The sequence below is a fragment of the Mumia sp. ZJ430 genome (assembly GCF_011751845.1).
Lineage (GTDB): Bacteria > Actinomycetota > Actinomycetes > Propionibacteriales > Nocardioidaceae > Mumia.
This window is the reverse complement of record NZ_JAAHFK010000003.1, coordinates 532,029-550,755: the sequence shown is the minus strand read 5'-3', so window position 1 is coordinate 550,755 and position 18,727 is coordinate 532,029. Positions and strand designations below refer to the sequence as shown.

The window sequence follows — 18,727 nt, the reverse complement described above, 5'->3', positions numbered from 1 at the left end:
GCGGGGGAGTGGGTACCTTCGGTCCATGAGTGACTCCACCCCCCGTACGACCACGCCCATGGACCAGCTCGCCGACGCATGGCTCATCGAGATGCTCGATCTCAACCCCGAGCTGCACGTCGAGCTCGGCCGGCCGGGTCGCGAGGGGGAGTACACCGACTTCTCCCCCGAGGGCGCCGAGGCCCACGCCGAGGCCGCGCGCCGGGCGCTCGCCCGCGTCCGTACGACCGAGGTGCGCGACGAGACCGACGCGATCACGCGCGACGAGCTCATCCGTACGCTCGAGCTCGAGGTGGAGCAGCACGACGCCGGCAACTGGCGGCGCGACCTCAACGTCATCGCGTCGCCCGCGCAGAGCGTCCGCGAGATCTTCGACCTGATGCCGACCGAGTCCGAGGCCGACTGGGAGCACGTCGCGAAGCGGCTCGGCAACGTTCCGACAGCCCTCGGCGGATACGTCGCGTCGTTGCGCGCCGGCATCTCCGCAGGCGACATCCCGGCCGTACGACAGGTCCGTGAGGTCGCGGAGCAGGCGCGCACCTACGCGGCGCCGGACGGGTTCTTCGGCGCCCTCGTCGCGAACCCCGCCGCGCCTGGGGGGCTGCGTGCAGACCTCGAGCGCGGGGCGCGTGCGGCCGCCGAGGCGTACGGAGAGCTCGCGACGTTCCTGTCCGACGAGCTCGCCCCGGTGGCGCCGACCGACGACGCGGCAGGGCGGGAGCGCTACGCGCTGGCGTCGCGCGGCTTCGTCGGCGTGCAGATCGACCTCGACGAGACCTACGCCTGGGGCGTCGAGGAGCTCGCGCGCATGGTCGCCGAGCAGGAGGCGGTCGCCGACCAGGTCTTCCCTGGCGCCACCGTCGCCGAGGCCGTCGCGTACCTCGAGGCGGACGAGGCCCGTCGCCTGCACGGCACCGACGCGTTGCGCGAGTGGATGCAGGCGGCGAGCGACCGCGCCGTCCTCGAGCTGGGGGCGACGCACTTCGACATCCCCGACCCGCTGCGCACGCTGGAGTGCCTGATCGCGCCGACGCAGGAAGGCGGCATCTACTACACGGGGCCGACGGAGGACTTCTCGCGGCCGGGCCGGATGTGGTGGTCCGTGCCCGAGGGAGTCACGGAGTTCGACACGTGGCGTGAACTGACCACCGTCTACCACGAGGGCGTGCCGGGGCACCACCTCCAGGTCGGGCTCGCCACCTACAACAGTGCCGAGCTCAACGCCTGGCGCCGGCTCAACTGGAACTCCGGGCACGGTGAGGGCTGGGCCCTGTACGCCGAGCGGCTGATGGCTGATCTCGGCTACCTCGACGACCCTGCGGACCGCCTCGGCATGCTCGACGGGCAGCGGATGCGCGCCGCGCGCGTCGTCGTCGACCTCGGGGTGCACCTCGGGCTGCCCAAGCCCGACGGCTCCGGGCCCTGGACCGGCGACGACGCGCTGCCGTTCATGCTCGAGCACGTCAACATGAGCGAGGCGTTCGTCCGGTTCGAGGTCAACCGCTACCTCGGCTGGCCCGGTCAGGCGCCCTCGTACAAGGTCGGGCAGCGGCTGTGGGAGCAGCTGCGCGACGACTGGGTCGCGGCCAACGGCGCAGACGGCGCGGATCTCAAGGACTTCCACCGTCGCGCGCTCGCCGTCGGCAGCATCGGGCTCGGCACGCTGCGTCGGTCGCTGCTGGGGGAGTAGCAGCCGTGATCACGGTGCTCCCCGCGGCCGCCGACGACCGCACCCGCGTCCTCGACCTGCTGCGCGCTGGGCTCGCTCGCGACGCGGGCGACGATGGCGACGGCCTGGAGCACCTGCTGTGGGGTGATCCGGACGACCACGGCCTGGCCATCCTCGCCGAGCGCGACGGTGAGCTCGTCGGCGCCGCCTTCGGGAGCGTGGCCGAGCGCGACGGGGCGCTGCGCGCGTACGTGAAGGTTGTCGCCGTGGCCGACGGCCACCGGCGTTCCGGCATTGGCCGGCTGCTCCTGAGCGCGCTCGAGGACGCGGCGCGTGCGCGCGGTGCGACTGACCTCCAGGCCGGCGGCAGCGCACCGGCGTACTGGTGGCCGGGGGTCGACACCGCCGACCACGAGGCGACCGCGTTCTTCCTCGCCTGCGGGTACGAACCGCCCGGCGACTCCGTGGCGACCAACCTTGACGTCGACCTCGTGGCGCACCGCGACCTGATCACCGAACCGCCCCCGCCAAAGGTGCCGATGCGCCGCCTGACGCCTGAGGAGTGGCCGGCGTTCGAGGCGTGGATGATGCAGACGTGGGGCGAGACGTGGGCCGCGGAGGCCGGGGGAGCGCTGCGGCGCCGGCCGGTCAGCTGCTTCGTGACAGTCGAGGACGGCGTCTACCTCGGCTTCGCTGCGTACGACACCAACCGGGCGGGTTGGTTCGGGCCGATGGGCTCGTCCCCGACGGCCCGCGGACGAGGCGTCGGCTCGGCGCTCCTGCGGGCCTGCCTGTCGGACTACCTCGCCGCCGGGCGCACGACCTGCGAGATCGCCTGGGTCGGTCCGGTCGACTTCTATGCCCGGACCGTCGGCGCCGAGCTCGGCCGTACGTTCGTCGCGTTGCGCAAGCCGCTGACCGGCATCCCCGCGTCAGCGTAGGTCGGCGAGGCTGCGCACGACCCGCGCGAAGACCGCTTCGTCGACGGTCGCGCCGCTCTCGCGCAAGGCGAGGACGGCGGCGCCCGCGGTGCCCTCCTCGACGAGGTGCGCCGAGCCCGTACGCCCGCGGGCGCGCCACGCCTTCTCGACGGCCCGCGCCGCCGTCTCCTGACGGAGCAGGACGCTGCCCCCGAGGACGAGAGGACCGTCGACGTCCTGATCGATGGCGGCGACGATCGTCCGCGACAGGGCGGTGGTGGTCTCGTCCACGATCGCGCGGGCGACCGGGTCCGCCGGGTCGGCGAAGGCCAGCGGGGCGAACTGGGCGAGGCGGACCGGACGCATCGCATAGACGACGTCGACGAGCTCCTCCAGTACCGGCAGCCGTGGTCCGGTCGCCGTGGTCGCCGTGCCGGCCGCCGCGGAGAGCCCGAGCCTCTCGAGCAGCGCCGGTGTCATCGGCGTGGCCGGTCCGCGGCCGTCAAGGTCGGCGACCACGGCGCGGGTGACCGCGTGCCCGATCGAGAACCCCGACCCGGCATCGCCGAGCAGCCAGCCCATGCCGTCGACGACGTGCCCGACAACCCCGTCGCGGACCCGGATCGCGGCGGCGCCCGTCCCGGCGACCATCGCGTAGCCGTCGAGCGCAGGAGTCCCCGCGCAGTACATCGCCAGCAGGTCGGAGCGCAGGGCGAGCGGCGCGTGGATCCCGCACGCGGCGAGCGCGTCCACGAGCACCCGGTTGCGGGGGTCGTCGGCCGCCAGGTGCGTCGCCGCCCCGGCCATCGCGATCGTCGTCGAGGCGATCGTCGAGGGGTCGGCGCCCGCTCCCGCGATCGCGCCCTGGACCGCCGTGCTCAACGACTCCGCCGCATCGCCAGGACCCGACGAGACCGGGTTGCCGCCCCCGGCCCTCCCGTACCCGAGCGTGCGGCCGCTGGTGTCCACCACGACCGCGCGCGTGGACGTGCCACCGGCGTCGACGGCGAGGAGCACCGGCATCGTTACTGATCCGATACCGCGTGTGATCTTGACCACGTCAGCCCCATGGGAATAGTTTTCAACGAATTCCAGATCTTTTGAGATGGATTTTCACGGAGCGTGATCATGGACCACCCGATCGACGGCGTGACGCTGACTCTCGGCGCGCTCGGAGTCGCCGATCGGATCCAGGCTCGACGTCCGCAGATGTCGAGCGCGATGGCCAAGATCGCCGCCTTGCTGGTCGAGCATCCCACCGCCCCTCTCGAGATGTCCATCACCGAGCTGGCGGCGCAGGCAGGCACCTCGGCCGCGACCGTCACCCGGTTCTGCAGGCTGATCGGCTACTCCGGATACGTCCCGCTGCGGGTGGGCGTCGCTGCCGACGTCGGACGCGGGGACGTCCACGCCTCGTGGCACGCCGACATCGGCAAGAGCTTCGACCCCGACGACACCTCCAGCGACGTCCTGCACGCGCTGCTGGGCTCGCACACGCGTGCGGTCCAGGCCACGGCGAGCTCGGTGGACCTCGAGCAGATCGACCGCATCGCGACCGCGATCGCCACGTGCCGCCACCTCGACATCTACGGCATCGGTGGGAGCGGCCTCATGGCCGACGAGCTCCAGTCGCGTCTCTACCGGATCGGCCTCAGCGCCCACGCCTGGACGGAGGTCCACGCCGGCCTCGCGAGCGCAGCGATCCAGGACGAGACCTGCGTGGCGCTCGCGATCTCCAACACCGGGCGCACCAGCGAGACGATCCAGATGCTCGGCCAGGCGAACTCCTCCGGCGCGTTCAGCGTCGCCCTGACCAACCGGCCCGACTCGCCCCTCGCCGCGGTCGCCCACGAGCACGTCGTGGCCGCCGCGCCGGAGGAGTACCTCCAGCCGGACGACCTCTCGGCCAAGCACTCCCAGCTCTTCCTCCTCGACCTGATCTACCTCCTCGTCGCCCAGCAGGACTTCGCGCGGACGACGACGAAGCTCGCGGCCTCCGCGATGGCTGTGCTCCCGCACCGCAAATCCGTACGCACCCGGTCCCGAACGCAGTGACCTGACCACCGATCCAGGAGAGCGCCGCATGTCCGACACCTCGCACCAGTTCCTGAACGAGACGACCAGCCGGCTCGAGCGGCTTGCGGCGGTCGCGGCAGAGGGCGGCCTCGACCCGGCCATCGACCTGATCGCGGGCGCGCTGCAGAACGGGGGGATCGTCCAGGCGTTCGGCACCGGTCACTCGCAGGCGTTCGCGATGGAGATCGCCGGGCGTGCCGGCGGCCTCATCCCGACCAACAACATCGCGCTGCGCGACGTGGCGCTGTTCGGCAGCCAGGACGTGTCGATCCTGTCCGACCCCAAGCTCGAGCGGGACCCGTCGGTGGTCGAGGAGCTGTGGGAGATCACGGCGCCGAGCCCGCAGGACGTCTTCGTGATCGCGTCCAACTCTGGCGTCAACGGGTCGATCGTCGGGATGGCGCTGGAAGCGAAGGCGCACGGCAACCCGGTGATCGCGGTGACCAGCATCGCCCACACGAGCCGGGTCACTCCCAAGCACCCGAGCGGCAAGCGTCTGAGCGAGGTCGCCGATGTCGTCATCGACAACCTCGCACCGTACGGCGACACGACCCTCACCACCGGCGACGACATCGGTGTCGGCGCCGTCTCGTCCTTGACCGCAGCCTTCGTCGCACAGCTGCTGACGATCGGGGTCGCCGAACGCCTGGCGGCCGCAGGCTCGGTCCCGCCGATCTACCTCTCCGCCAACATCCCCGGCGGGGACGACCACAACCACCAGCTCGAGGACATGTACGGCGACCGGATCCGGCGCCACGCCTGACACCACCACCATCACCACAGGAAGGCACTCCAGATGAGTATCGAGAGGAAGACGGTCGACCGGCGCACCCTGCTCCGAGGTGCGCTCGCGGCCGCAGCGGTCATCCCCCTCAGCAGCGCCCTGGCTGCATGCGCGGGGAGCAGCAACAACGACGACGACAACTCCACCAAGGGTGGCGAGAAGAGCACGGACAACCCGTTCGGCATGGCCGCCGACTCCACCACCGACGCCGTGATCTTCGACGGCGGCTACGGCACCGACTACGTCGCGTTCGCCGCGACGATCATGCAGAAGAACCACAAGGGCTCGACGGTCAAGGTCACTCCGACCACTGAGATCTCCCAGGAGCTCCAGCCTCGCTTCGTCGCGGGTGACCCGCCGGACCTGATCGACAACTCCGGCGAGAACTCGATCGGGTTCAGCGCGATCCTCGACCAGGTGGAGGACCTCACCGACGTCCTGGACGCCAACAACCTCGAGGGTACGAAGATCCGCGACACGCTCTTCGGTGGCGTCGAGGCGCCCGGCACCTTCGACGGCAAGCTCGCCGCCCTGAACTACGTGATGACGGTGTACGCGGTCTGGTACTCGTCGAGCCTGTTCGAGGAGAACGGGTGGACGCCCCCGAAGACGTGGGACGAGGCGATCGATCTCGGTGCCAAGGCGAAGTCCGCAGGGAAGTACCTCTTCCTCTGGGGCAAGGAGGCGGCGACGTACTACCAAACCCTCGCCATCGGCTCGGCGATCAAGCAGGGCGGCGACGAGGTCCGGCTCGCGCTGGAGAACCTCGAGGCGAACTGCTGGTCCAACCCCGCCGTCCAGCAGGTCTTCGAGGCCATGGGCAAGATCGTCGACGCCGGCTACGTCAAGCCCGGTGGTGCCGGCACGCAGTTCACGGCGGCTCAGGCGCAGTGGAGCAACAACCAGGACGCGCTGCTCTATCCGTCCGGGTCCTGGATCGAGAACGAGATGAAGGACCAGACCAAGGCCGGGTTCGACATGAAGGGCTTCCCGGAGATGGTCGTCAACTCCGACTCGGCGATGCCGTGGGAGGCGCTGCACAGTGCGGCGGGCGAGCCGTTCATGATCCCGTCGCAGGGCAAGAACGTGCCCGGCGGCAAGGAGCTGCTGCGGACGATGCTCTCCAAGGAGGCAGCGACCAACTTCGCCAAGACGAAGCTGGCGCCGACGATCGTCAAGGACACCGTCCCCGCCGACGGATTCGGCTCGACCGCGCTCGTGTCGCAGAGCGAGATGCTCACGGCGGCAGGCTCGGACGTCTTCACCTGGAAGTTCGTCGACCTGTACGGCATGAACGTCGACCAGCTGGTGGTCTGGAACAGCTTCCTCGCCGGCAAGTCGAGCGTGAAGGACTTGACGTCGCGCCTGCAGGAGATCACGGACAAGGTGCGCGAGGACGACTCCGTCACGAAGATCCCCGCCACGTGATCGAGTCCCCTCTGGTCCCCACCGCGGACACCGGGAAGCTCCCGCCGCGCAAGAAGAAGCGGCGGCCGCTGACGTTCGACCGAGTGAGCTTCGTGCTCGTCTTCCTCGTGCTGCCGTTGGCGCTCTTCTCGGTGTTCGTGGTGTGGCCCTTCGTGCAGGCCTTCTGGTACTCCCTGACGGACTGGTCAGGGTTCACGCCCGACATGAGCTTCGTCGGGCTGGAGAACTACCAGAAGCTGCTCGATGACAACATCTTCATGACGTCGTTGCGCAACAACATCATCTTGGCGCTCGTCGTCCCGTTCGTGACCGTCGTGCTCGCCTTCGCGCTGGCGACGATGATCACGGTCGGCGGCTCCACGCACGGGGCGACCCGAGGGCTGAAAGGTTCGAGCTTCTACCGTGTCGTGTCGTTCTTCCCGTACACGATCCCGGCGATCGTCATCGGCCTCATCTGGCTGCAGATGTTCGACCCGTCGAACGGCCTGCTCAACGGCGTCCTCACAGGGATCGGGCTGGACGGGTTCGAGTCGTTCCCGTGGCTTGGCGACACCCGGACGGCGATGCCGGCGTCGATGTTCGTCATCATCTGGGGCTTCGTCGGGTTCTACATGGTGCTGTTCGTGGCCGCGATCAAGAGCGTCCCCGGCGAGCTGTACGACGCGGCGCGCATCGACGGCGCGGGCCGCCTCCGTACGGCGTTCTCGGTCACGCTGCCGCTGATCCGCGACAACGTCCAGACCGCATACATCTATCTCGGCATCCTCGCGCTCGACGCGTTCGTCTACATGGTTGCGCTCAACCCGGGCGGCGGTCCCGAGAACTCGACGCTGGTCATGCCGCAGCGTCTGCTCCTCACCGCCTTCGAGAAGGGCCAGTTCGGGCTGGCGAGCGCGATGGGCGTCGTCATGGCGATCGCGACGATGATCTTCGCCGCAATCGTCTTCACCGTGAACCGCCTCGTGGGCGGCCGACCCGAGGGAGAGCGCCGATGACCGCGAGCGCCGACACCAAGACCTCGCAGCGAGCGGCTGCCGCGAGCGAGCCCTCTTCGTCAGGCGAGAAGCGCATAGGCTCCGGCGACCGTGCGGTGACGACGGTCGCGCACGTCATCCTCGGCATCTGGGCGCTGCTCGTCATCATCCCGCTGCTGTGGACGCTGCTGTCGTCGTTCAAGACCAGCAGCGAGATCTTCCAGTCGCCGTTCACGCTGCCCGCGAGCTGGAGCTTCGAGAACTACGTCTCGGCATGGACGTCAGAGGGCATCGGCCGCTACTTCGTCAACACCGTCGTGGTGGTCGGGACGGCGTTGGTGATCGTGATGCTGCTGGGCTCGATGTGCGCGTACGTCCTCGCGCGCTTCTCCTTCTGGGGCAACCGGCTGATCTACTACCTGATGCTCGTCGGGCTGACGTTCCCGATCTTCTTGGCGATCGTCCCGCTCTTCTTCGTGCTCAAGGGCTTCGGGATCCTCAACACGCTGCCGGGCCTGATCGTCACCTATGTGGCGTTCGCGCTTCCGTTCACCGTCTTCTTCCTCTATCCGTTCTTCCGGATCCTGCCGCAGGACGTCTCGGAGGCGGCAGACATCGACGGCGCGGGGGAGTGGCGGAAGTTCTTCCAGGTCATGCTCCCGATGGCGAAGCCGGGCATCGCGTCCGTGGCGATCTTCAACTTCCTCGGGCTGTGGAACCAGTTCCTGCTCCCGGTCGCGCTCAACACCAAGCGCGACAACTACGTGCTGTCGCAGGGGATGGCGGCGTTCGCGTCGCGGGCGGGCTACAACACCGACTACGGCCGGTTGTTCGCGGCGGTCATCATCACGATCGTGCCGGTGCTGATCGTCTACGTGATCTTCCAGCGCCAGCTGCAGGGATCGGTGTCGCAGGGGGCCGGAAAGTAACGGTCGCGCACTTCCGCAGCCAACGACCCCGAGCGCCTCGTACGATCCGGCTGCCCGCCTTCCCCCAGGAGTGCCCGTGAACGCGTCGCCCCCCAGTCGCCTGCCCACCCTGCTGCGGGCCCGAGTCGTCGTCGCGACGGTCGTCGCAGGCCTCCTCGGCATCACAGGGCTCATCGCGCTCGGCGTCGTGGCGAACCACACGGTGGTCCTTCAGGCGAAGGCGGATGCGCTCGTCCGGCATGCGCCTCACCAGGTCGGGACGTACGTCCATGCGGACGACGACGCATCGGCGGGACTGTCGTTCTCGTGGGACAGCGACGAGAGCGTCCGCCTCGAGGATGGCAGGACGGTGCCGTTGTGGCGATCGGATCAACCTGATCGCAGCGTTTCCCTGACGCAAGGTGAGGAGATCGAGGTTATCGAGTTCCCCGGGCGCGACCTCGCCTTCCTGGTCGACGAGGTGCCCGCAGATCATCCCCTCGTCCTCCGGGTGATCGACTGGGCACTCTTGATGCCGGGGGCGCTCCGTGGCATCGCGATCCCGCTCGCCGCCCTGTACGGCATCGTCCGCCTCATCCTCGGCTTCACCCCGCGCGCCCTCCCTTCGCTGCTGCGCCGCCGGGCCGAGGTCACCGGGGTCGTCGACGGTTTCTGGCCCACGGTGGACGAGCGCCGCGGCGACCTGCACGTCGCCGCCGGGTCTGCCGCGTACGTGGCGCGGGTGAAGGTCCGTGGCGACCGGCCCCGTGTGGGCGATCCGATCACGCTGCGCGGGAGCGTCCGGCCTGGCGGCTGGGTGGTCGCCTGGACCGAGCGGGGCGTGGTGGTCCCGAGGGAGCCGCTCCGCGCAGACGTCCCCGTACCGCGCCCCTAGGCTGGCCCCATGGTGGACCCACGGGCCGGCACGCCGGCAGAGCCGAAGGACCTCGTCGATCTCGACGCCCTCGCTGCGGCGTACTACGACCGCGTCCCTGACCCTGACGACCCCGCCCAGCAGGTGGCGTTCGGGACGAGCGGCCACCGCGGGTCGAGCCTCGACGGCGCGTTCAACGAGGCGCACATCCTGGCGACCACGCAGGCGATCGTGGAGTATCGCGCGCAGGCGGGCATCGCCGGTCCGGTGCTCGTCGGCCGCGACACGCATGCCCTCTCACTCCCGGCCTGGCATACCGCGCTGGAGGTGCTCGTCGGCAACGACGTCGTCACGCTCGTCGACACCGACGACGGGTTCACCCCGACGCCCGCCGTGTCCCACGCGATCCTTCGCCTCAACGGGCTGAGCGGTCACGCAGGGGGAGGCGCAGGACAGGTCGATGGCATCGTCGTCACGCCGTCGCACAACCCGCCCCGCGACGGCGGCTTCAAGTACAACCCGCCCAACGGCGGCCCGGCCGGCTCCGACATCACCGGCTGGATCCAGGACCGTGCCAACGCGCTGCTGCGTGACGGGCTGCGCGGGGTCAAGCGGGCGACGACCGACGAGACGCGTGACCGGGTGCAGGCGTACGACTTCCTCACGCACTACGTCAACGACCTGGGCTCGGTCGTCGACATGGAGGCGATCGGGCGGGCAGGCGTACGGATCGGGGCCGACCCGCTCGGCGGCGCCTCGGTCGCGTACTGGGGCCGGATCGGCGAGCAGTACGGTCTCGACCTCACCGTCGTCAACACCGCGGTCGATCCGCAGTGGGGGTTCATGACCCTCGACCACGACGCCAAGATCCGCATGGACTGCTCCTCCCCGTACGCGATGGCGTCGCTGGTCAAGCAGCGCGACCGCTTCGACATCGCCACGGGCAACGACGCGGACGCCGACCGGCACGGCATCGTCACGCCTGACGCAGGCCTGATGAACCCCAACCACTTCCTCGCCGTCGCCATCGCGTACCTCACCGAGCACCGCGGCTGGGACGCCGCGGCAGGGGTCGGCAAGACGGTCGTCTCCTCAACCATGATCGACCGGGTCGTCGCCGACTCCGGGCGTGCCCTGTACGAGGTGCCGGTCGGCTTCAAGTGGTTCGTCGACCCGCTCATCTCGGGATCGGTCGTCTTCGGCGGCGAGGAGAGTGCGGGCGCCACGTTCCTGCGGCGCGACGGTCAGGTGTGGACGACCGACAAGGACGGCCTCATCCTGGCGCTGCTCGCGTCGGAGATCCAGGCGGTCACCGGACGCAGTCCGAGCCAGCACTACTCCGGCCTGACCGCGCGGCACGGCGATCCCGCGTACGCCCGCGTCGACTCCCCGGCGACCCGCGAGCAAAAGGCCCGCCTCGGTGCGCTCGACCCGGCAGCGGTCACGGCGACCGAGCTCGCCGGCGACCCGATCACCCGCATCCTGTCGCACGCCCCCGGCAACGACGCCCCGATCGGCGGGATCAAGGTCGAGACCGCGGACGCGTGGTTCGCCGCCCGTCCCTCCGGCACGGAGGACGTCTACAAGATCTATGCCGAGTCGTTCCGAGGAGCCGACCATCTGGCGGAGGTCCAGGCTGCGGCAAGAGCCACGGTGGACGCGGCGCTGACGTAAAGTGCTGAGAAAGGCGGGTCAGCTCGTTGACCTGCGACGACGGGGGACATACGTGAGGCTCGCGACGGACCGCAGTGCGCGCAGGGTCGCGCCTCTGTTCGCCGTGGCCGCGCTGGTCCTCGCGGGGACGCCGGCCGTCCACGCGGATGAGACGCCCAGCGCCCACGATGTGCGTGACGCGCGGGCCGGGGTCGCCACCAAGTCGGGCGACGTCACCGACATCCGTGCCCGGATCGCCGCCGCGACGGCCCGTGTCGACGCACTCGCCGTGGACGCTGCTCAGGCCGCCGAGGCATACAACGGTGCTCAGTACGCCCTCGAAGAGGCCTCAGCCACCGCGCGCTCCGCCCAGAAGGCTGCGCAGACCGCCGCCCGCGACGCGGAGGCCCAGCGGCTGGTCGTCGAGCGGCTCACGGTTGCCGGGGTGACGGCGCGTGCCCCGTACCACCGCATCCGCAGCTTCTTCTCCGGCGGAGGGCCGAGCTCGCTGCTCGGTCAGATGAGCTCCTACAACGCGGTCGGTGACGCCAGCCGTGCGGCGCTCGCCACGTACGAGTCCAAGCGCGCCGTCGCCGTGACCCTGAAGCGTGAGGCCGACGCGGCGCTCGCGCGTCGCGAGAAGCTGGCGGCTGCTGCCACGAAGGCCAAGCACGACACCGAGAAGGCGGTCGCGGGTGCGGCGGCGGCGCGAGCCGGACTCCAGCGCGACCGCGACCAGCTCATCCGCGAGCTCGCCAACGCGGACGGCATCTCGGTGAAGCTGGCCAGCAGGCGTCAAAAGGCTCTCGAACAGCTCGCCCAGCAGGCCCAGGAGGCAGCCAACCGCCCGCAGACGGGCGCGCCCAGCCTGCCACCGACAGACAGCCCGGCGCCCTCGCCGGCTCCTGCGCCCCCGACGCTGGACCCTGATGCCGACCCGCCGAAGCAGGCGAAGGGTGTCGAGGCGGCGGTTCGCTTCGCGCTGACGCAGGTGGGGGAGCCATACGTGTGGGCAGGGGCCGGGCCGGACGTCTGGGACTGCTCGGGCCTGACGATGCGTGCGTGGCAGGCCGCAGGCAAGGGACTCCCGCACTTCAGCGGCGCGCAGTACGCCGTGTCGGCGCCGATCGCGGTGCCCGAGGCGCGACGGGGCGACCTGCTGTTCTGGAGCCGTGGCGGTCCGGACTCGATCCACCACGTCGCGCTCTATCTCGGCGACGGCTGGATGGTCGAGGCTCCGCGGCCCGGCAAGAACGTCCAGGTGGTGTCGGTCTACTCGTGGACCGCGCCGGATCTTGCCGCCCGCGTGCGCTGACCTCCGTCCCGTCCGGGGTTCGTCAAGACGCACCAGAGGTGCGTCAGGGCCGACCCGCCCCGCCCGCCACGGCCTCGACGCATCCTTGCGGTGGTTGGCGCAGCTGGGCGCCGAGGACGACGAAGGCCGCTGACCCTCGCGGGGTCAGCGGCCTTCGTACGACGTCAGTGCAGGCTCAGTGGTCGGCGCCGTGCTCGGAGACGCGCTTGAACGAGGCTTCGACCTCGTCCTCGGCCTCGCGGCGGCCGACCCACTCGGCGCCCTCGACGGACTTGCCGGGCTCGAGGTCCTTGTAGACCTCGAAGAAGTGCTGGATCTCCAGGCGGTCGAACTCCGGGACGTGACGGATGTCCTGGAGGTGCTCCTGACGCGGGTCGTCGACGGGCACGCACAGGACCTTGTCGTCGCCGCCGGCCTCGTCGGTCATGCGGAACATGCCGATCGCGCGGCAGCGGATCAGGCAGCCGGGGAACGTCGGCTCGGACAGCAGGACCAGCGCGTCGAGCGGGTCGCTGTCCTGGCCGAGGGTGTTCTCGATGAAGCCGTAGTCGGCCGGGTACTGGGTGGAGGTAAAGAGGGTGCGGTCGAGCCGGATCCGGCCGGTCTTGTGGTCGACCTCGTACTTGTTGCGTACGCCCTTGGGGATCTCGACCGTGACGTCGAATTCCAGCACTGTTCCTCCATTGGTTCGTGCGAGTGGTCCGAGCAGCGCACGCAGGGCCTGTCCACCCGGGCACGCAAGACTTGTCTAGTCTCTCGTACGTGGGCAAAGACACGGGACACGGGGTTGGCCCCTGTGACGTACGCAACAGCGTATGCCCGCGGTGACGCCGCGGCTCACGGTGCTCGCGACGACGGATCTGCACGGTCAGGTCCGCGACCACGACTACGGCACCGACCGTCCGTACGAGGACGCGTACGGCAACCGCATCGGTCTCGCCCGGGTGGCCGGCGTGGTGCGTCGCCTCCGCGAGTCCATACCCACGGCGCTGCTCGTCGACGCCGGTGACGTGCTCGAAGGCAGTGCGCTGTCGCACGAGTACGCACGGCTGCTCGCCGAGGCGGCAGACGACGACGTGCCGCTGCACCCGATGGCGGCCGCGATGAACCACCTCGGGTACGACGCCGTGGCCCTGGGCAACCACGAGCTCGACTACGGCGTACGGGCGCTGGCGCGGTTCCGCGAGCAGCTCGACGCCCCGCTGCTGGCGGGCAACGCGCACGACGCCGTGACAGGCGAGCCCGCGTTGGCGGCGTCGGTCATGCGCGAGGTCGTCGTGATCCCTGGCGAGCCGCCCGTACGGGTTGGGATCGTCGGGCTCACCACGCCGAAGGTGACCTCCTGGAACCGCGACGTGCGCGCCCACCTCCGCTTCACCGACGTCGTCGACGCGGCTGGGCCGCTGGTCGCCGAGGTGCGGGCGGCCGGCGCGGACGTCGTCGTCGCGGTCGTGCACTCGGGGATCGTGGAGCCGTCGACCCCGGAGAACGCGGCCCTCGACCTCGCGCGCTGCGTCCCTGGCGTCGATGTCGTCGTGGCGGGCCACGCGCACGTCGAGGTCGCCGAGCGGCACGTCACCGGACCGGACGGGCGTCCGGTCCTGCTCACCGAGCCGCTGTGCTGGGGGATGCGGGTGGCGGTGGTCGAGATCGACCTCGCACGCACGGCCGACGGCTGGGCCGCTCACGAGGCGCGCTCGCGGCTCGTCGACACCGCCGATGCCGAGGAAGACCCCGAGATCGTCGCGCTTGTCGCGCCCCAGCACGCACACGTCCGTGCCTGCGGCGACCGCGTGGTGGGCCACGCCGAGGCGCCGATCGAGACCGAGCCGGCGCGCTACCGGCCGACCACGGCGCTCGCCCTCGTCGCCGCCGCACAATCCGGCGCGCTGCGCGGGATGCTGCCGGGCGACCTCCCCCTGCTCAGCCTCGTGAGCCCGACCAACCGGTACGCGAGGGTGCCGGCGGGCCCGGTGCGCCAGCGCCACGTCGCGGCGTTGTGCCAGTTCGACAGCGGGCTGGTCGTGGTCGCCATGACCGGGGCCGAGCTGCGTGCGCACCTCGAGCACGCGGCCGCGTTCTTCGCCGCCACACAGGCACCCGGCCCCCACCATCCCGACGCGCTCACCAACGCCCCCACCCCGCGGACGCCGCACGGCACGCCGGACTTCGACTACGACGTCGCGTACGGGGCCGAGGCGCCTCTCACGTACGACATCGACCTCGCGCGCCCGCTCGGTGCACGGATCGCTGCACTGTCGTACGACGGCCGTCCACTGCGAGACGCGCAGCACTTCCACGTCGTCGTCAGCCGCTACCGTGCCTCGGGCGCCGCCTCGTACCCGCACGTCAGCGGTGCGCCCGTCGTCCACGAGCTCACCGAGCCGCTGCGGACACTGGTCGCCAGGCACCTCGCCGACGGGCGCCCGTACGCGCAGGAGCCGCACTGGCGGTTGCTCCACGACGGTCAGCCGCTCGCCGTCCTCGACCTTCCCCTCCTTGGCTAGGCTCGAAACATGCCTTCACACCACTCCGAGCGCGGCCGCGCCTGGCCGTACGTGCTCCTCGCGGTGGTGCTCGTCCTGACCGGCGGGGGCGTCGCCGCGTACAGCCTCGGCCACCTCGACCGCTGGCTCTGCGAGGGCGGCACCTGCGAGTCACGCGAGGCCGATCCCGCGTCAGTGCCTGTCACCCCGGCCGAGCCCGAACTCGCGCCGGTTCTCGCCGCGCCGCAGTCCCGTCCTCTCGACGCGGACCGCGTGCAGCGCGCGATCGCGCCGCTGCTCGGCCGCAAGGCGCTCGGCACGCACGTCGGGTTCGCCGTGTCGGATCTCTCTTCGGGGGAGCAGGTCTGGAGCTCCGGGACGGGCGCGTTCATCCCCGCGTCGACGCTCAAGCTGTTCACCTCGCTCGCCGCGATGCAGACGCTGGGGCCGGAGCACCGCTTCCGTACGACCGTGCTCCGTGACACCACCGGAGAGGAGCAGCCGTCCGCGACCGACGCGGCACCGACGGCCGACGCGCTCGCACCCGGGCCCGCGAAGCTGGTCCTCGTCGGGGGCGGCGACCCTTATCTCACGGCGACGTCGAACGCCGCCGCACGCGTGTCGTACCCGCAGCAGGCGTCCCTCGCACAACTCGCCCGCCAGACAGCCAAAGCGCTGCAGGCCGACGGTGTCACCGAGGTCTCGCTCGGGTACGACACCTCGCTGTTCACCGGGCCGGCGACAAACCCGACCTGGGAGCCGAGCTACATCACCTCGTTCGTGACCTCGCCGGTCAGCGCCCTGTGGGTCGACCAGGGGCGTGACGGGTGGCGTCGCACCGCCGACCCGGCCCGCCAGGCCGCCGCGACGTTCGCCAAGCAGCTGAAGGCGCGCGGCCTGAAGGTGACGGGCGTCGCAAGCACGGGCCGGCCGGTGGAGTCCGAGGAGCTCGCCGCGGTCAGCAGCGGCACCGTCGCGCAGATCGCGCAGTCGGTGATCGAGCACAGCGACAACCAGGCGGCGGAGGTGCTGCTGCGCCACGTCGCGATCGCCGAGAAGCAGCCCGCGACGTTCGAGGGCGGGGCCAAGGCCGTCCGGGACGTGCTCACCGGGCTCGGGGTCGACTGGGAGGGCAACCGCGTCTACGACGGGAGCGGGCTCTCGCGCGACAACCGCGTCACGCTCGCCTCGATGCTCCAGGTCGTGTCGACCGCGTCGGAGCTCTTCGACCGCTATCCGATCGCGGGCTTCAACGGCTCGCTGGCGACGCGCTTCACCGACAGCGGTACGGAGGCGGGGCTCGGTGTCGTCCGTGTGAAGACCGGCACGTTGTCTGGTGTCCACTCCTATGCCGGCACGACCGCCACCCGCGACGGGACACCCGTCGGCTTCGTGATCTTCACCGACCGCGTGCCCGATCGGCGTACCCTCGACGCCCGGACGATGCTCGACCGCATCGCTGCGCGGCTGTCGGCCTGCTCCTGCGCAGCCTCCGCGTAGGCTCGCAGGCATGACGGACAGCATGATCGACTGGGACTTCGCGCTGACGACCGCCGCGCGGATGACCCGGCCCGGTCCCGAGATCGCCAGTGCCGAGGCCGAGCAGGTCGTCGCCGAGCTCCGTGAGGGCGCGGCGCGGTCGGAAGGCCCCGTACGCGAGTTCACCGGGCTCGTGGCGGAGTCGGCGACCGCACCCGTCCTCGTCGTGGACCGCCCGGGCTGGGTCACGGCCAACGTGTCGTCGTTCGAGGTCGTGCTCCGGCCGATGCTCGAGAAGGTCCAGGCGGCGGCTGAGGCGAAGGGGCAGGCTCCCGGGCGCTTCGGACGGGCGATCGGCGCCCGCGTGACGGGGGCGGAGGTCGGCGCTGCGCTGGCCTTCATGTCGACGAAGGTGCTCGGGCAGTTCGACCCGTTCTACACCGCGCCCGCAGCAGACGGCGGGCTCCCGGTCGGCGGACGCCTCCTGCTGGTGGCCCCGAACGTCGTGCACGTCGAGCGCGAGCTGGACGTGGACGCGCACGACTTCCGGCTCTGGGTCTGCCTGCACGAGGAGACCCACCGCGTGCAGTTCACGGCCGTGCCGTGGATGCGGGCGCACATCCAAGGACTCGTCGACGGGCTGATCGACGCCACCGACACCGATCCCGAGGGCGTCTCGCGCTCGCTCGGCGAGGCGTCGAAGGCAGCAGGCCGTTTCGTACGAGGCGAGCGCGTCTCCTTGATGGACGTGCTCCAGAACGATCGCCAGCGCGAGATCATCGCGCAGGTCACCGGCGTCATGTCGCTCCTGGAGGGCCACGCCGACGTGGTGATGGACGGGGTCGGGCCCTCGGTGATCCCGACCGTGCGCCACATCCGGCGTCGCTTCGACAAGCGCCGTCAGGGCGGTGGTCTGCTCGACCGGCTCGTACGCCAGGTGCTCGGCCTCGACGCGAAGATCCGCCAGTACCGTGACGGCGCCGCGTTCGTCCGATCCGTCGAGAAGTCGGTCGGTCGTGAGGGCTTCGACGCCGTGTGGGCCTCGCCGGTCAACCTGCCGTCCGCGGAGGAGATCGAGCAGCCCGACCAGTGGGTCGCACGCGTTCACGGATGAGATCGTCGCCATGACCGCGCGCCGTACGCCGCCCCTCGACCCCGTGGTCGCGCGCGGGCGCCGTGCGGTCTCGGACGCGCTCGCCGACCTCCCTGGCGACGCCACGGTCGTGTTCGGCGTCTCGGGCGGCGCCGACTCGCTCGCGCTGGCCGCGCTGACGTCGTTCGTCGTTGCCGGCCGTGGCGGTCGTGCGCTCGCGCTCGTCGTCGACCACGGCCTGCAGGCGGGGTCGGACCAGGTCGCGCAGCGCGCCGCCGCGCAGTCGCGCGACCTCGGGGTCGAGGCCCGCGTCGAGCGGGTCGACGTCGGGTCCGACGGGGGCCCGGAGGGTGCGGCGCGCGTCGCACGTCGTGAGGCGCTGCAGGCCTGTGCCGACGAGCTCGGTGCTGCCGCCGTCCTGCTCGCGCACACCCGCGACGACCAAGCCGAGACCGTGCTCCTCGGGCTGGCCCGAGGGTCCGGTGCACGCTCGCTCGCCGGCATGGCACCCCGTACGGGAATCTGGCGGCGCCCGCTCCTCGGCCTCACCCGCGCCGACACCGAGCAGGTCTGCCGCGCGGTCGGCCTCACCTGGTGGGACGACCCTCACAACGACGATGCCCGCTACGCCCGGGTGCGCGTCCGTCGCACGGTCCTGCCGTTGCTCGAGCGCGAGCTCGGACCGGGTGTCGCGGCCGCCCTCGCGCGTACGGCTGACGGCCTGCGCGACGACGCCGACGCCCTCGACGTGCTCGCCCGTACGGCAGCGCGCGAGGTCACCCGCGACGACGGGGCGCTCGACGTCGCCGCGCTCGCTGCCCTCCCTCGCGCCCTACGGACGCGGGTTCTGCGCGCTGCCGCGATCGGCGCCGGATCGACCGCGAACGACCTCACGGCAGCGCACGTCGCCGGGGTCGAGCAGCTGGTCACCGCCTGGCGCGGCCAGGGCGGCCCGGCGCTTCCCGGCGGCCTGACCGTCCGCCGCACGGGCGGTGTACTCCTCTTCATCCCGTCGTGAGCGGCGGGCCCCCGGACGCGTCGTCAGGGTCGCTGTGCGAGGCTGGCTCC

The 18,727-nt window shown here is 71.0% G+C and carries 16 protein-coding genes; 14 read left to right on the top strand and 2 right to left on the bottom strand.

The features are described from left to right. Positions 1-25: 25 nt before the first annotated feature. Both HCT63_RS14730 and HCT63_RS14725 read left to right on the top strand, forming a co-directional pair. A complete protein-coding gene (locus HCT63_RS14730; RefSeq protein WP_167006285.1) occupies positions 26-1,690 on the top strand; it encodes a DUF885 domain-containing protein in 1,665 nt (554 codons plus the stop codon). A 5-nt stretch (positions 1,691-1,695) separates the two neighbouring features. Continuing rightward, positions 1,696-2,610 carry a GNAT family N-acetyltransferase gene (locus tag HCT63_RS14725; RefSeq protein WP_167006282.1) on the top strand — a complete coding sequence of 305 codons (915 nt, stop codon included), beginning with the start codon at positions 1,696-1,698 and terminating at the stop codon, positions 2,608-2,610. Here the strand turns inward: HCT63_RS14725 and HCT63_RS14720 are convergent. Then, entirely contained in the window at positions 2,602-3,612 is a 1,011-nt protein-coding gene (locus tag HCT63_RS14720; RefSeq protein ID WP_167006279.1) for a BadF/BadG/BcrA/BcrD ATPase family protein, read from the bottom strand. The two genes, HCT63_RS14725 and HCT63_RS14720, sit on opposite strands and share 9 nt — an antisense overlap. Positions 3,613-3,717: 105 nt before the next feature. On the opposite strand from HCT63_RS14720, the gene HCT63_RS14715 reads away from it, so the two are divergent. From HCT63_RS14715 to HCT63_RS14680, 8 genes are all read left to right on the top strand, one after another. Further along, the gene (locus tag HCT63_RS14715) at positions 3,718-4,644 is read left to right on the top strand and encodes a MurR/RpiR family transcriptional regulator (protein WP_167006276.1); all 927 of its coding nucleotides are present in this window, start codon (positions 3,718-3,720) and stop codon (positions 4,642-4,644) included. A gap of 28 nt (positions 4,645-4,672) precedes the next feature. Then, positions 4,673-5,428, top strand: coding sequence for an SIS domain-containing protein (locus HCT63_RS14710; protein ID WP_167006273.1), 756 nt, complete (start codon positions 4,673-4,675; stop codon positions 5,426-5,428). Between the two features lie 33 nt (positions 5,429-5,461). After that, positions 5,462-6,877, top strand: a complete 1,416-nt coding sequence (gene ngcE, locus HCT63_RS14705; protein WP_167006270.1) for an N-acetylglucosamine/diacetylchitobiose ABC transporter substrate-binding protein — start codon at positions 5,462-5,464, stop codon at positions 6,875-6,877. Next, positions 6,874-7,872, top strand: a complete 999-nt coding sequence (locus HCT63_RS14700; RefSeq protein ID WP_208322447.1) for a sugar ABC transporter permease — start codon at positions 6,874-6,876, stop codon at positions 7,870-7,872. Before ngcE ends, HCT63_RS14700 begins: the two co-directional genes overlap by 4 nt. Next, positions 7,869-8,780, top strand: a complete 912-nt coding sequence (locus HCT63_RS14695) for a carbohydrate ABC transporter permease (protein WP_167006267.1) — start codon at positions 7,869-7,871, stop codon at positions 8,778-8,780. Before HCT63_RS14700 ends, HCT63_RS14695 begins: the two co-directional genes overlap by 4 nt. Positions 8,781-8,856: 76 nt before the next feature. Beyond that, the gene (locus HCT63_RS14690) at positions 8,857-9,654 is read left to right on the top strand and encodes a hypothetical protein (protein ID WP_167006264.1); all 798 of its coding nucleotides are present in this window, start codon (positions 8,857-8,859) and stop codon (positions 9,652-9,654) included. A 9-nt stretch (positions 9,655-9,663) separates the two neighbouring features. After that, entirely contained in the window at positions 9,664-11,307 is a 1,644-nt protein-coding gene (pgm, locus tag HCT63_RS14685; RefSeq protein WP_167006260.1) for a phosphoglucomutase (alpha-D-glucose-1,6-bisphosphate-dependent), read from the top strand. Between the two features lie 52 nt (positions 11,308-11,359). Then, positions 11,360-12,601 (top strand): C40 family peptidase, encoded by a 1,242-nt coding sequence (locus tag HCT63_RS14680; RefSeq protein WP_167006257.1) that lies wholly within the window; start codon positions 11,360-11,362, stop codon positions 12,599-12,601. A 175-nt stretch (positions 12,602-12,776) separates the two neighbouring features. Here the strand turns inward: HCT63_RS14680 and HCT63_RS14675 are convergent, their stop codons facing one another. Further along, complete coding sequence (locus HCT63_RS14675) at positions 12,777-13,271, bottom strand: inorganic diphosphatase (protein ID WP_167007190.1); 495 nt, start codon at positions 13,269-13,271, stop codon at positions 12,777-12,779. Between the two features lie 145 nt (positions 13,272-13,416). Between HCT63_RS14675 and HCT63_RS14670 the strand changes: the two genes are divergently transcribed. From HCT63_RS14670 to tilS, 4 genes are read left to right on the top strand one after another with little or no spacing between them, the layout of a single operon-like run. Next, complete coding sequence (locus tag HCT63_RS14670) at positions 13,417-15,108, top strand: 5'-nucleotidase C-terminal domain-containing protein (protein WP_167006254.1); 1,692 nt, start codon at positions 13,417-13,419, stop codon at positions 15,106-15,108. A 9-nt stretch (positions 15,109-15,117) separates the two neighbouring features. After that, positions 15,118-16,587, top strand: a complete 1,470-nt coding sequence (gene dacB / locus HCT63_RS14665; RefSeq protein ID WP_167006251.1) for a D-alanyl-D-alanine carboxypeptidase/D-alanyl-D-alanine-endopeptidase — start codon at positions 15,118-15,120, stop codon at positions 16,585-16,587. Between the two features lie 10 nt (positions 16,588-16,597). Continuing rightward, positions 16,598-17,680 carry a zinc-dependent metalloprotease gene (locus HCT63_RS14660; RefSeq protein ID WP_243843046.1) on the top strand — a complete coding sequence of 361 codons (1,083 nt, stop codon included), beginning with the start codon at positions 16,598-16,600 and terminating at the stop codon, positions 17,678-17,680. A gap of 10 nt (positions 17,681-17,690) precedes the next feature. Beyond that, on the top strand, positions 17,691-18,677 hold the full coding sequence (gene tilS, locus HCT63_RS14655; RefSeq protein WP_167006248.1) for a tRNA lysidine(34) synthetase TilS: 987 nt from the start codon (positions 17,691-17,693) through the stop codon (positions 18,675-18,677). Positions 18,678-18,727 lie beyond the last annotated feature (50 nt).

What these genes read in the sequence shown, in the direction of transcription:
- dacB (WP_167006251.1), top strand. Translation starts at nt 15,118, where the DNA reads ATGCCTTCACACCACTCCGAGCGCGGCCGCGCCTGGCCGTACGTGCTC.
- HCT63_RS14715 (WP_167006276.1), top strand. Translation starts at nt 3,718, where the DNA reads ATGGACCACCCGATCGACGGCGTGACGCTGACTCTCGGCGCGCTCGGA.
- HCT63_RS14670 (WP_167006254.1), top strand. Translation starts at nt 13,417, where the DNA reads ATGCCCGCGGTGACGCCGCGGCTCACGGTGCTCGCGACGACGGATCTG.
- HCT63_RS14695 (WP_167006267.1), top strand. Translation starts at nt 7,869, where the DNA reads ATGACCGCGAGCGCCGACACCAAGACCTCGCAGCGAGCGGCTGCCGCG.
- HCT63_RS14720 (WP_167006279.1), bottom strand. Translation starts at nt 3,612, where the DNA reads ATGCCGGTGCTCCTCGCCGTCGACGCCGGTGGCACGTCCACGCGCGCG.
- pgm (WP_167006260.1), top strand. Translation starts at nt 9,664, where the DNA reads ATGGTGGACCCACGGGCCGGCACGCCGGCAGAGCCGAAGGACCTCGTC.
- ngcE (WP_167006270.1), top strand. Translation starts at nt 5,462, where the DNA reads ATGAGTATCGAGAGGAAGACGGTCGACCGGCGCACCCTGCTCCGAGGT.
- HCT63_RS14730 (WP_167006285.1), top strand. Translation starts at nt 26, where the DNA reads ATGAGTGACTCCACCCCCCGTACGACCACGCCCATGGACCAGCTCGCC.
- HCT63_RS14660 (WP_243843046.1), top strand. Translation starts at nt 16,598, where the DNA reads ATGACGGACAGCATGATCGACTGGGACTTCGCGCTGACGACCGCCGCG.
- HCT63_RS14710 (WP_167006273.1), top strand. Translation starts at nt 4,673, where the DNA reads ATGTCCGACACCTCGCACCAGTTCCTGAACGAGACGACCAGCCGGCTC.
- tilS (WP_167006248.1), top strand. Translation starts at nt 17,691, where the DNA reads ATGACCGCGCGCCGTACGCCGCCCCTCGACCCCGTGGTCGCGCGCGGG.